Here is a 12624-nt window from a genome sequence, read left to right as displayed (position 1 = left end):
GGGGTTCACTCTATGGCGGCGCATTTCGGCAGGCGGCTCCGCAAGGGAGCGGCGACCACCGCCGTGGCCGCGGCAGCGGTCGCGGCGCTCTCCGCGTCCCAGGCCCCGGGAGCGACCGGCGAGGACCATGGCAGACCGACAACGGCCGGTGCCACCACCCCCGTACCCGACGGATCCGCGCGCAACGCCACCGGCAACTCGCCGTACTACACGGACCTGCCGCCGCTGAACAGCCCCAAGCCCAGCCCCTCCTCGAGCGCCGGCACCCCGGTCTCCCGGGGCGGCTCCGAGGCCGGCATCCCGGCGACGGTCCTCGACGCCTACAAGAAGGCCGAAGCCGAACTCCGCACCTCCAAGCCCGGCTGCAACCTGCCCTGGCAACTGCTCGCCGCCATCGGCAACGTCGAGTCGGGCCAGGCCCGCGGCGGGCAGGTCGACGCGAACGGCACCACACTGCACCCGATCCTGGGCCCCCAGCTCGACGGCAACGGATTCGCGCTCATCCCGGACACAGACGACGGCGCGTACGACGGCAACAGCACCTACGACCAGGCCGTCGGCCCCATGCAGTTCATCCCGTCCACCTGGGCCTGGGCCGGCCGCGACGGCAACGGGGACGGCAAGAAGGACCCCAACAACGTCTACGACGCCGCGCTCGCCGCGGGCCACTACCTGTGCCGCAACGGCTGGGACCTGTCCCGTGAGGCCGACCTGCACAAGGCGATCCTCAGCTACAACAACTCGCAGGACTACCTCAACCTGGTCCTGAACTGGATGGAGTACTACCGCAGGGGCAGCCACTCCATCCCCGACGGCACCGGCGGCGTGCCCGAGCACCGCAGCGACGACGACTCCCACCACACCACGTTCCCGAAGCCCTCCGACCCGCCGAAGACCAAGCCGGCCCCGAAGCCCGACAAGCCAGGGCACGACAACGGCGGAAGCGACAACGGCGGTAACGGCAACGGCGGTAACGGCAACGGCGGGAACGAGTCACCGAAGCCGCCGAAGCCGCCCGTCCCGCCGACGCCGCCGACGCCGCCGTCCACGACCGACCTGGTGGACCACCTGGAGGGCATGGGCACGGGCAAGGTCACCGCGGTGGCCGGCGACGCCTTCACCGAGCGGATCGGCGTCCGCGCCGAGACCAAGGTCGGCAAGTCCGTCGCCAAGGTCAGGATCCGCTTCACCATCACCGGTGACACGGACGCCACCTTCGCCGGCGGCGAGACCGTGGCCACGGTCGCCACCGACGCCAAGGGTGTCGCCCTCGCCCCGGCGCTCCAGGCCGGCGAGAAGACCGGCGACTTCAAGGTCACCGCGGCCGTCGTGGGCCGCACCGTCAAGGGCGTCGACTACACCGCCACCGTCACCGCCCGCGCCGCCGACACCCTGGCCCGCACCAGCGACACCGCGCTGACCTGCACCCCGGGTGGCGAGTTCGCCGACCAGGTCCAGGTGAAGGCGACCTACAAGGGCGCCGTGGCCGACAAGGTCGCCGCCACCGCCACCCTGATCAAGTCCGCGGACGACGCCACGGAGAACGACAAGGGCCCCTACTTCAAGGACGCCGACGGCAAGGCCGTACGCACCCTCACCGGCCTCCAGACGGACGCCGAGGGCCTGCTCACCCTGCCGAAGCTGTACGCGGACGACACCACCGGCACGTTCCTGCTCCGCATCACCACCACGGGCGGCGCGACGCTCACCGTGGAGCTGAAGGTCGAGCCTGCCGCCGGCGCCTCTCAGACCCCGGCCCCGAGCCCGTCCGCCTCTTCCTGAGGACCCGCACCGCGACAGGGCGCCCTCTCCGCTCCGGCGGGAAGGGCGCCCTCGTTCGTGTGCGCACCGCTGTTCTCTTCTCGCACGCGCGTTGCTACGGTGCCGCACCTGACGATCCATCAGGATCCGGTCACGACACCGACCGTCCGCCGGGAGGCCCCGCATGCGCGCCCTGATCGCCGCCGCGACCGGTCTGGCCCTCGCGCTCGTCGTTGTCCTCACGATCAGCGCGCTGGGCCCACCGTCGGGTCGGACGTCGCCCAAGCCGCTGCTGACGACGGTGCCCGCGCACCCGTAGCCGCACCCGTCCGGGAGGGAGGCCGAAATGCGCCGCACGGCCAGCCTGGTCCTGCTCGCCTTCGCCGTGTTCTTCGCGGCGCTGTCCCCGCTGCTGCGCTGGCACGCCTTCCCGCGCCTGGCCCGGATCCCCGCCGATCAGTACCAGGACATGGTCCTGGAGGCCCGGGGCGCCACCCTCCTCGACTACGGCACCATGCGCGCGAAGAAGGTGTCCAAGGTCACCGTCGTGCAGACCCTCAAGGGCAACGTGGAGGCCGCGAAGAAGATCGAGAAGACGGCGGGGCGGCCGGTCGTCGTCTGGGACGGCCTGTCCTACGTCCAGGGCCCCGACGGCAAGATGGTCTCCAAGGTGCCCGAGCGCTACATCTTCGACGCCCACAGCCAGGACCCCGTCCACGCCTCCGGCGAGACGGTCGACGGCGACCCGGTGACACGCACGGGCATCGAGTTCAAGTGGCCCTTCCTGACGCAGAGACGGGACTACGCGTACTTCGACGCACAGACCCGCACCACGAGCCCCATCCACTACCGGGGCACCCGGACCTTCCGCGGCCTGACGGTCTACTACTTCGAGCAGACCGTCCCCTGGACCAAGGTCCCCATGCCGAAGACCATGCCCGTACAGGGCATCACGCCGGAGTCGGTCGCCAGGACCGGCACGACCCGCTGGTACTCCACGGTCCGCCGGTTCTGGGTAGAGCCGGTCACCGGGGCACCCGTCTACGGCGAGGAGCTGCACAGGGAGGAGCTGCGCGGCGGCACCCTCCTCGGCGGGCGCGCCAAGGTCACCGCGTTCGCCGGGCACGTGAAGATCCGCGAGGACTACATCGACCACACGGTCGCCCTGGTCAAGCACAACCGCACCCTGGTGCTGGCACTCACCTCGTACGTCCCCCGGGGCTCCCTCACCCTCGGCCTGCTGCTCCTCGCCCTCTCCCTCTACCTGGAAGCCCGCGCCCGCCGCCCGCAGAACCCGGAGCCGGAACGGGCGGCGGACCCAGAGCCGGTCAGCGCCTGAGCCGGGCGTTGGTGTGCCGGGTGGGCTCGGCGGTCGCCGGGTCCTCGGGCCACGGATGCTTCGGATACCGCCCGCGCAGCTCCGCCCGTACGCCCTGGTAACCGTCCTTCCAGAAGGAGGCGAGGTCGGCCGTGACTGCGGCGGGCCGCCCGGCGGGGGAGAGCAGATGCACGAGCAGCGGCACGCCCGCCACGGTCGGCGTCTCCCGCAGCCCGAACATCTCCTGGAGTTTCACCGCGAGCACCGGCCGCTCCGGGTCCTGATAGTCGATCCGGATTCTGGACCCACTCGGCACGGTGATCCGCTCGGGCGCCAGCTCGTCCAGCCGGCCGGCCTCCCCACTCGCCCAGGGCAGCAGCCGCACGAGCGCCTGTCCGGCGTCGATCCGGGCGAGATCGGCCCGCCGCCGGGCCCTGCCCAGCTCCGGTTCCAGCCACTCGTCCACGCGCGCGTGCAGCGCCGCGTCCGACACGTCCGGCCACGGCTCCCCGAGGTGCGCGTGCACAAACGCCAGCCGCCGGCGCAGCACCTCGGCCTCGGGCGACCAGCGGAGCAGCCCGAGCCCCTCCTGACGGAGCCCTTCGAGCAGAGCGGCGCGTACGAGGGCCGGGCCGGCGTCCTTCAGCGGCCGTACGGCCAGCTCGATCGCCCCCAGCCGCGCGACATGGCGGGCCACGACGTCCCCGCCGGCCCAGTGCACCTCGTCCTGCTCGGCGAGCAGCGTCCCGGCCGCGGCGAGCGCCACCTCCTCGGACACGGCCGCCCCGAGCCGCACACGCGCGTGCCCCTTCCCGGCGGGCCGGTCGGCGACGGCGACGACGATCCAGGGAGCGCCCCGCAGCGCCGACCCGTCCGCCACCTCGGCCCGCGTCCCGGACGCCATGAGGTACGACCCACCGTCCAGCTTGGCCACCCGCTCGGGAAAGGCCAGAGCAGCGACAAGCCCGGCGAGCCGATCATCATGGGCAGCCCCGGCGACGACCCTGGCGAACTTGCCATCACCGGCAGGCCCGGAGGCGAACACGGCGAGCTTGTCGTCACCGGCAGGCCTGGAGGCGGGCTCGGTGAGCTTGTCGTCACCGGCAGGCCTGGAGGCGGGCTCGGTGAGCTTGTCATCGCCGGCAGGCCCAGCGGCGACCCCGGCGAGCTTGCCATCACCGGTACGCCTGGAGGCGGGCTCGGTGAGCTTGTCGTCACCGGTGACCGGTCCGGCTGCGGCGGTCGCTTCTGTCCGGCGGTCACGGGCGGGCGGGTGGGAAAACTCCGTCGAGACGGCCCGCAGCCGCCGCACTTCCGCAGCCCACCGCCCCGCGTAGGCGTCACCACCACCCCGGGCCCGCCGCAGAGCACCCGCCAGATCATCCCCGTAATCCCGCGGCACCTCCTCGGACAGCAGGGCCACCACCGAGGCCCCCTCGCCGGACGTATCCAACAACGCTCGCCCCAGCCGGGGGTGCACCCCGAGCCGGGCCAGCCGCACCCCGACCTCCGTGGCCCGCCCGACGGCGTCCACCGCCCCCACCGCCGTCAGCGTGGAGCGCGCCGCCGCCATCGCGCCGGCCGGCGGCGCATCCAGCAACGCCAGCCCGGCGGCGTCCGGATCGCCCCAGCAGGCCGCCTGAAGGGCGAACGCGGTCAGGTCGGCCACCTTGATCTCCGGCGCCGGGAAAGCCGGCAGACGGCCGTCCTCGGCCTCCGCCCAGCACCGGTAGACCGCGCCCGGCGCCTCACGCCCGGCCCGGCCCGCCCGCTGCCGCCCGGCCGCCCGCGACGCCCGTACGGTCGTCAGCCCGCTCAGCCCGCGCGCGTGATCCACCCGCGGCTCCCGGGCCAGCCCGGAGTCGACCACCACCCGCACCCCGGGCACGGTCAGCGACGACTCCGCGACGGACGTCGCCAGCACCACCCGCCGCCGCTCCCCGCCCGCCAGCACCGCGTCCTGCACCGCGGCCGGCGCCCGCCCGTGCACCTGGAGCACGTCGACGTCACCGAGATCCCCCAGCAGACCCGCCACGCGCGCGATCTCGCCCACCCCGGGCAGGAAGCACAGCACGTCCCCGTCCCGCTCGGCCAGCGCCCGCCGCACCACCGCCGCCACGTGCGCCAGCAGCGCCGGATCCACCCGCATCCCGTGCGGCGGCCGTACCGGACGGACCGGAGGGGCCCACACCACATCCACCGGATGAGTCATACCCGCCGCCTCGACCACCGGCGCCCCGCCGAGCAGCCGCGCCCACCCCTCGGCGTCCGTGGTCGCCGACGCGGCCACCAGCCGCAGCTCCGGCCGCAGCGCCTGCCGGACGTCCCACAGGAACGCGGCCACCGTGTCGGCGTCCAGATGCCGCTCGTGGCACTCGTCCAGGACGACGACGTCCACCCCGGCCAGCTCCTGGTCGCGCTGGAGCCGCTGGAGCAGGACACCGGTCGTCACGACCTCCACGCGCGTGTGCCGCCCCACCGCCCGCTCGCCGCGCACCGTGAAGCCGACGCTCCGGCCGGGCTTCTCGCCCAGCAGCCACGCCATGCGCCGGGCCGCCGCCCGCGCCGCGATCCGCCGCGGCTCGGCCACCACGACCCGCCGCCCGGCACCGTCCCCGATCAGCCCCGCGAGCACCAGCGGCACCAGCGTCGTCTTGCCGGTACCGGGCGGCGCCACCAGAACGGCGGTGCCGTCACCCTCCAGGGCGTCGGTCAGGGCGGGCAGCGCGGAGCGCACCGGCAGTGCGTCCAGAGCGTCGTAACGGATCACGCCCCCAGTGTCGTACGACGGCGCGAACGGTCCTCCACGCGCGCGTAGCCGAGCAGACGGCTCGCGCCATTGAAAGACGGGCCTCAGTCCCTCTCGCAGACGAAGATCGCCGTGCCGGGGATCAGGTTCCCGCGCAGGGGCGACCAGCCGCCCCACTCGGCGGTGTTCCAGGCCGGCCACTCCGGCTCCACCAGGTCCACCAGCCGGAATCCGGAGGCCACGATGTCCCGCACCCGGTCGCCGAGCGTCCTGTGGTGCTCCACATAGACCGCGCGGCCCTCCTCGTCCTGCTCCACATAGGGCGTGCGGTCGAAATACGACGCGGACACCGACAGCCCCTCGGGACCCGGCTCGTCCGGGAACGCCCAGCGGATCGGATGGGTCACCGAGAAAACGAACCGTGCGCCCGGCCGCAGCACCCGGCGGACCTCGCGCAGCACCAGCCGGGGGTCGGCCACGAAGGGCAGCGCCCCGTACGCGGAGCACGCCAGGTCGAAGGAGCCGTCCGCGAAGGGCAGCGCGCCGGCGTCGGCACAGACCAGCGGAAACGATCCGCCGATCCGCAGTGCGTGCTGCAGCTGGCGGTGCGAGAGGTCCAGGGCCACGGGGTGCGCGCCCTGGGCGGCCAGCCAGCGCGCGCACTGCGCCGCGCCCGCGCCGATCTCCAGGACCTCCTTGCCCTTCAGCTCCGCCGACGGGCCGAGCAGCTCGGCCTCCACCTCGTCCAGGCCCTCCGGGCCCCATACGAAGCGGTCGTCGCCCAGGAAGGTGCCGTGCTCGATCTGGTACTCGTCCGCGTTGCGGTCCCACCAGCCACGGTTGGCCCGCGCGCTCTCCGTGACGCTCGTGTCACGCCGCGTCGCTTCCGGCTCGGACCCCTCGCGGTCGTGCGCTTCCGGCTCTTGGATGATCGGCTCCCTCGTCGTACTCTTCCGTCCAACCCGCCCGGGGGTCCTCACGGGAGGGCTCCCCTAGGTCTGTGCGGCCTGTCGGGACGTTTTTTCTGCCGGGAATGCGGCGATCCGCCCCGGGTGTGCGTCTTCGCGCATTGACCCTGCCCGGCTGCCCCCGTATGCTACAAGTTGCGCTGCGGGCCTGCGCACCTCAGACGTAGCAGGCTGCGCTCGCATCTGTTGTATGTCCCCTCGGTTGTCGAGGCGCCACCGGGCACCCGGTGCTCAATGTGGCGCTTCCTTGGCTGTCCGGCTTCATCAGAGCGAAACGGGCTCCCGGCGTAAGCAGTACCTACGACTTCAATGTCCGTACCGGAGCCCTTTCCCACATGACGAGCAGCACCGAGACCACCGCCACCACCCCGCAGGTAGCGGTCAACGACATCGGTAACGAGGAAGCCTTCCTCGCCGCGATCGACGAGACGATCAAGTACTTCAACGACGGCGACATCGTCGACGGCGTCATCGTGAAGGTCGACCGGGACGAGGTCCTGCTCGACATCGGTTACAAGACCGAAGGCGTTATCCCGAGCCGCGAGCTCTCGATCAAGCACGACGTCGACCCGAACGAGGTCGTCGCCGTCGGTGACGAGATCGAGGCCCTTGTCCTCCAGAAGGAGGACAAGGAAGGCCGCCTGATCCTCTCGAAGAAGCGCGCCCAGTACGAGCGTGCCTGGGGCACCATCGAGAAGATCAAGGAAGAGGACGGGATCGTCACCGGTACCGTCATCGAGGTCGTCAAGGGTGGTCTCATCCTCGACATCGGCCTCCGTGGCTTCCTCCCGGCCTCCCTGGTCGAGATGCGCCGCGTTCGCGACCTCCAGCCCTACGTGGGCAAGGAGCTCGAGGCCAAGATCATCGAGCTGGACAAGAACCGCAACAACGTGGTCCTGTCCCGCCGCGCCTGGCTCGAGCAGACCCAGTCCGAGGTCCGCCAGACGTTCCTCACGACCCTCCAGAAGGGTCAGGTCCGTTCCGGCGTCGTCTCCTCGATCGTCAACTTCGGTGCCTTCGTGGACCTGGGTGGCGTCGACGGTCTGGTCCACGTCTCCGAGCTGTCCTGGAAGCACATCGACCACCCCTCCGAGGTTGTCGAGGTCGGCCAGGAGGTCACCGTCGAGGTTCTCGACGTCGACATGGACCGTGAGCGCGTCTCCCTGTCGCTGAAGGCGACCCAGGAAGACCCGTGGCAGCAGTTCGCCCGCACCCACCAGATCGGCCAGGTCGTGCCCGGTAAGGTCACGAAGCTGGTTCCGTTCGGTGCGTTCGTCCGCGTGGACGAGGGCATCGAGGGTCTGGTCCACATCTCCGAGCTGGCCGAGCGCCACGTGGAGATCCCGGAGCAGGTCGTCCAGGTCAACGACGAGATCTTCGTCAAGGTCATCGACATCGACCTCGAGCGTCGTCGCATCAGCCTCTCGCTGAAGCAGGCCAACGAGTCCTTCGGTGCCGACCCGGCCTCGGTCGAGTTCGACCCGACCCTGTACGGCATGGCCGCGTCCTACGACGACCAGGGCAACTACATCTACCCCGAGGGCTTCGACCCCGAGACCAACGACTGGCTCGAGGGCTACGAGAAGCAGCGCGAGGAGTGGGAGCGCCAGTACGCCGAGGCGCAGTCCCGCTTCGAGCAGCACCAGCAGCAGGTCATCAAGTCCCGCGAGGCCGACGCCGCTGCCGCGGCCGAGGGCGGCGAGGCTGCGGCTCCGGCCGCGACCGGCGGTTCGTACTCCTCCGAGGGCGCGGACACCTCCGGTGCCCTGGCCTCGGACGAGGCACTGGCCGCGCTGCGCGAGAAGCTGGCCGGCGGCCAGAGCTGATCGCTGCCGCTGAGGCTTAGCCGATAGCTGCTGAGGGGCCGTACCTTTCGAGGTACGGCCCCTCAGACGTTTGCCCCCCTCGGGTGTTTGTTCTCCCGGGCGTTTGCGGAGACCGCGGGTCGTTCTCCGGCCGCGGGCCGGCTGCGGCTTGGCGCGCCCACGCGGCGATGCCGCATATCGATACAGCCGCGCGCCCCAGGGGGTCACCGTGATGGTGGTCGAGTTCCCGGGCTGGGCGGGGCCATTTCTCGTACCTGAACGATGAACGCCGGTATGAACCCCGATGGCCGTGAAGGTACGGACCAGGTGACGGGTCGTCAAGATGTCCCGCGCGAGATCGCAGATCAGCGGCGTGTCGCGGGAATTCCCACGTTTCAGGGGGCGTTGTCGAGGAGGAACACGAGGAGGAGCGGTCACAGTGCTTGATCCGCAGGGTTTGTACGCATGGGAGCCGAAGGGCCTCGCCGTGGTCGACATGGCGCTCGCCCAGGAGTCGGCCGGCCTTGTCATGCTCTACCACTTCGACGGATACATCGACGCGGGGGAGACCGGCGACCAGATCGTCGAGCGGCTGCTCGACTCGCTGCCCCACCAGCTCGTGGCCCGGTTCGACCACGACCGGCTCGTGGACTACCGGGCCCGCCGGCCCCTGCTGACCTTCAAGCGGGACCGCTGGGCAGGCTACGAGGTCCCGGCGATCGAGGTCCACCTCGTCCAGGACACCACCGGTGCCCCGTTCCTGCTGCTGTCCGGTCCGGAGCCGGACGTGGAGTGGGAGCGGTTCGCGGCGGCGGTCCGGCAGATAGTGCAGCGGCTCGGCGTACGCCTGTCCGTGAACTTCCACGGCATCCCCATGGGCGTCCCGCACACCCGCCCGGTGGGCCTGACCCCGCACGGCAACCGCGCCGACCTCATCCCCGGCCACCGCAGTCCCTTCGAGGAGGCCCAGGTGCCCGGCAGCGCCGAGTCGCTGATCGAGTACCGCCTCATGGAGGCCGGGCACGACGTCCTGGGCGTCGCCGCGCACGTCCCGCACTACATCGCCCGCTCCCCGTACCCGGACGCGGCCCTGACCGTCCTGGAAGCCATCACCGCCGCCACCGGCCTGGTCCTGCCCGGCGTCGCACACGCGCTGCGCACGGACGCGCACCGCACGCAGACCGAGATCGACCGGCAGATCCAGGAGGGCGACGAGGAACTGACCGTGCTCGTCCAGGGCCTGGAACACCAGTACGACGCCGCGGCGGGCGCCGAGAGCCGGGGCAACATGCTCGCCGAGCCCGTGGAGATCCCTTCGGCCGACGAGATCGGGCGGGAGTTCGAGCGCTTCCTGGCGGAGCGCGAGGGCGACAACTAGTCCCGGGTCACCGGGGTGACCGCTTCCGGGAGGTGGGGCTGTCGGCGGGCTCGTCGGTGCCAGGGCCTAAGCTTCCGCTCATGCTGACAGTGGGCCTGACCGGCGGGATCGGCGCCGGCAAGAGCGAGGTGTCGCGGCTGCTCGTGGAGCACGGGGCCGTACTGATCGACGCGGACCGCATCGCGCGCGAGGTCGTGGCGCCCGGCACCCCCGGTCTCGCGGCCGTGGTCGCCGCCTTCGGACCGGACATCCTCGCCGCCGACGGCAGCCTGGACCGGCCCCGACTCGGCTCGATCGTCTTCGCCGACCCCGACAAGCTCGCCGTCCTCAACTCGATCGTGCACCCCTTGGTGGGCGCGCGTTCGCGCGAGCTGGAGAGCGCCGCGGCCGAGGACGCCGTGGTGGTCCACGACGTGCCGCTGCTCACCGAGAACGGCCTGGCGCCGCTCTACGACCTCGTGGTCGTCGTGGACGCGAGCCCCGAGACCCAGCTCGACCGGCTGGTACGGCAGCGCGGGATGGCCGAGGAAGACGCACGCGCGCGTATGGCCGCGCAGGCGACGCGCGAGCAGCGCCGGAAGATCGCGGACATCGTGATCGACAACGACGTACCCCTGGACACACTGAGGCAGCGCGTCGCCGAGGTGTGGGACGACCTCGCCCGCCGGGCCAGGCGGGCACCGGGGCAAGGGAGCGGCCCGGGCGTGGAATAGCGGTCCCGCGCGGGGCGTTGAAGCGCTGGAGCAAGGGAAGGACTCTGCCGTGCCCGAGACCAGCGGTTCCACCGGACGCACTCCGGAAACGCATGTCATCGACTTCCGTGCCGCCGAGCACCTGCTCAACGCACGGGACCCACGGGGCGCGGTGAAGCTGCTCGACGGCGTCATCGCCGCGCACCCCGAGAACACCGCCGCCCGGCTGCTCCGCGCGCGTGCCTTCTTCGCTGCGGCGCAACTGCGGCCCGCCGAGCTGGAGTTCACCATCGTGCTTGAGCGCGAACCGGACAACGCGTTCGCGCACTTCGCACTGGCCCGCACCTATGAACGGCAGGGCCGCCCGGACCAGGCCAAGCGCCACTTTCGGCTGGCGGCCGCGCTCGACCCGAACCCGGAGTACCTGAAGGCGGCACGCTTCGACGGCTGACGGCCTCGGCGTACAGCTGATCGCTCCAGGGTGTCTGGCGGCTGACGGTTGATCGCTCAAGACTTGCTGACGGCTGACGGCTGACGGCTGACGGTTGATCGTTCAGGGCCGGCTGATGGCGGGGCGGCGGAGCGGTGGAAGCCTTCGGTCAGGGACGGCGGTGCCTCCGCGGGCCCGGATACGGCGGTGGCGGTCCGCCGTCCGGCGGCCTGTACGGCGGAATGTTCCGGCCCGGCTGGTAGTGCGGGCCCTGCCGGATGTGCCGGAGGATCACGGTCATGTCGAAGGTGACCAGCAGCCAGAGCACCCCGCAGGCCGCGGCCCAGCCCGGGCGCCCGGCCAGCGCGAACGCCGCCGTGCCGAAGACCGCCCAGACCAGTCCCCACACGCTCAGCCAGAACCGCGCCCGCAGAGCGCTGCGCGCGGTCGCCGGTTCATTGCCCGTACGCATCGGATCACCACTCCTCCTTGCAACGTACTCTTCGATGACGACGTGCATCAACGCTCGACGAGGCGGTGCCGATCCAGGCTCGGCGAGACGAGGTTGATCGACGCTCCACGGGGCCGAAGGGGGACCGCCTGTGCTGCCGGACGCCGACGACCTGCCCGAACTGCTCCTCGACCTGGCCGTACCGCACGAGGACATCAACGACCTCGTCGCACAGTGGCGCAGACTGACCGAAGACCCCGGGGCGCTCGGACTCCTCGCGGAATGCGTCGAGGAGCTGTTCCGCGAGCCGGACGACACGGGGCGCACCCCCGCACTCGGCGAACTGCTCGCCGAGACGCCGGCCGAATGGGCCGACGTCTTCCCCGTCCACGTTTTCCTCGCCGCGCTCCCGCGCACCCAGGCGTACCACCGAGCACGCGGCATCCCGGCCGAGATCTCCCGGCGCACGCTGGCCGACCTGGGCCGGCACATCGCCCTGCACCGCAGACGGCACGGCAGGGCCGGGGTCCAGGCGCGGCGCTGGCTGGTCCGCCACTTCCGCGGCGAGCTGTACCAGCTGGGACGGCTCCAGTTCGAGCGGGGAAGGCTCGGGCGGCACACGGCGCGGGTGATGGTGGCGGCCGGACTGGACGCGGCACCCGGAACACCCTGCCTCAACCTGCACATCCCGGAATTCCACGGCCCGCTGACCCCGTCCGCCTGTGACCGCTCGCTGGCGCTGGCCCGTGACTTCTTCCCCCGGTACTTCCCCGAGGAACGGCCGGCGCAGGTGCTGTGCCACTCCTGGCTGCTCGACCCGCAGCTGCGGCGGTACCTGCCCGCCGACTCCAACATCGTCCGCTTCCAGGAGCGCTTCCGTATCGCCTGCCAGGAGAGCGAGCCGGCCGACACCGAGCCCGTTCAGTTCGTCTTCGGGGACCCGGCCCTGCCGGTGGCCGAGCTGCCCCGGCGTACGTCCGTGGAGCGGGCGGTCGGGGACCATCTGCGGGCGGGCGGCCACTGGTACATCGGGCACGGATGGTTCCCGTTCCGGGCCGAATAACGAGAACGA

At 71.7% G+C, this 12624-nt stretch carries 11 protein-coding genes; 8 read left to right on the top strand and 3 right to left on the bottom strand.

Annotation, left to right across the window (positions count from 1 at the left end; translation table 11 throughout):
* The first annotated feature begins 12 nt into the window (after positions 1-12).
* From ACZ7DL_RS16450 to pgfA, 3 genes are all read left to right on the top strand, one after another.
* A complete protein-coding gene (locus ACZ7DL_RS16450) occupies positions 13-1782 on the top strand; it encodes a lytic transglycosylase domain-containing protein (RefSeq protein WP_470774841.1) in 1770 nt (589 codons plus the stop codon).
* A 163-nt stretch (positions 1783-1945) separates the two neighbouring features.
* Positions 1946-2080 (top strand): SPW_0924 family protein, encoded by a 135-nt coding sequence (locus tag ACZ7DL_RS16445; protein ID WP_470774840.1) that lies wholly within the window; start codon positions 1946-1948, stop codon positions 2078-2080.
* 27 nt (positions 2081-2107) lie between these two features.
* A complete protein-coding gene (gene pgfA / locus ACZ7DL_RS16440) occupies positions 2108-3100 on the top strand; it encodes a cell envelope lipid trafficking protein PgfA (protein WP_470774839.1) in 993 nt (330 codons plus the stop codon).
* Here pgfA and ACZ7DL_RS16435 read toward each other — a convergent pair.
* Positions 3090-5849, bottom strand: coding sequence for an ATP-dependent RNA helicase (locus ACZ7DL_RS16435; RefSeq protein ID WP_470774838.1), 2760 nt, complete (start codon positions 5847-5849; stop codon positions 3090-3092). The two genes, pgfA and ACZ7DL_RS16435, sit on opposite strands and share 11 nt — an antisense overlap.
* 83 nt (positions 5850-5932) lie before the next feature.
* The gene (locus ACZ7DL_RS16430) at positions 5933-6808 is read right to left on the bottom strand and encodes a class I SAM-dependent methyltransferase (RefSeq protein WP_470774837.1); all 876 of its coding nucleotides are present in this window, start codon (positions 6806-6808) and stop codon (positions 5933-5935) included.
* A gap of 323 nt (positions 6809-7131) precedes the next feature.
* Between ACZ7DL_RS16430 and rpsA the strand changes: the two genes are divergently transcribed.
* The 4 genes from rpsA (at position 7132) to ACZ7DL_RS16410 (ending at position 11122) form a co-directional block, all read left to right on the top strand.
* Positions 7132-8622, top strand: coding sequence for a 30S ribosomal protein S1 (rpsA, locus tag ACZ7DL_RS16425; RefSeq protein ID WP_097255253.1), 1491 nt, complete (start codon positions 7132-7134; stop codon positions 8620-8622).
* Between the two features lie 418 nt (positions 8623-9040).
* Complete coding sequence (locus tag ACZ7DL_RS16420; protein ID WP_470774836.1) at positions 9041-9979, top strand: PAC2 family protein; 939 nt, start codon at positions 9041-9043, stop codon at positions 9977-9979.
* Positions 9980-10059: 80 nt separating this feature from the next.
* On the top strand, positions 10060-10692 hold the full coding sequence (gene coaE / locus ACZ7DL_RS16415) for a dephospho-CoA kinase (RefSeq protein WP_470774835.1): 633 nt from the start codon (positions 10060-10062) through the stop codon (positions 10690-10692).
* A gap of 49 nt (positions 10693-10741) precedes the next feature.
* Positions 10742-11122, top strand: a complete 381-nt coding sequence (locus ACZ7DL_RS16410) for a tetratricopeptide repeat protein (RefSeq protein WP_470774834.1) — start codon at positions 10742-10744, stop codon at positions 11120-11122.
* A 148-nt stretch (positions 11123-11270) separates the two neighbouring features.
* Here ACZ7DL_RS16410 and ACZ7DL_RS16405 read toward each other — a convergent pair whose 3' ends face one another.
* Positions 11271-11573, bottom strand: coding sequence for a DUF6343 family protein (locus ACZ7DL_RS16405; RefSeq protein WP_470774833.1), 303 nt, complete (start codon positions 11571-11573; stop codon positions 11271-11273).
* 130 nt (positions 11574-11703) lie between these two features.
* On the opposite strand from ACZ7DL_RS16405, the gene ACZ7DL_RS16400 reads away from it, so the two are divergent.
* Entirely contained in the window at positions 11704-12615 is a 912-nt protein-coding gene (locus ACZ7DL_RS16400; protein WP_470774832.1) for an acyltransferase domain-containing protein, read from the top strand.
* The last annotated feature ends 9 nt before the right edge of the window (positions 12616-12624 follow it).

It is taken from the genome of Streptomyces sp. NPDC036984, from assembly GCF_055607665.1.
Note: the sequence above shows the minus strand (reverse complement) of the source record. Positions and strands in the feature narration are given on the sequence as shown.

Coding starts and splice junctions, on each gene's coding strand:
- ACZ7DL_RS16445 (WP_470774840.1), top strand. CDS start 1,946: ATGCGCGCCCTGATCGCCGCCGCGACCGGTCTGGCCCTCGCGCTCGTC.
- pgfA (WP_470774839.1), top strand. CDS start 2,108: ATGCGCCGCACGGCCAGCCTGGTCCTGCTCGCCTTCGCCGTGTTCTTC.
- ACZ7DL_RS16405 (WP_470774833.1), bottom strand. CDS start 11,573: ATGCGTACGGGCAATGAACCGGCGACCGCGCGCAGCGCTCTGCGGGCG.
- coaE (WP_470774835.1), top strand. CDS start 10,060: ATGCTGACAGTGGGCCTGACCGGCGGGATCGGCGCCGGCAAGAGCGAG.
- rpsA (WP_097255253.1), top strand. CDS start 7,132: ATGACGAGCAGCACCGAGACCACCGCCACCACCCCGCAGGTAGCGGTC.
- ACZ7DL_RS16450 (WP_470774841.1), top strand. CDS start 13: ATGGCGGCGCATTTCGGCAGGCGGCTCCGCAAGGGAGCGGCGACCACC.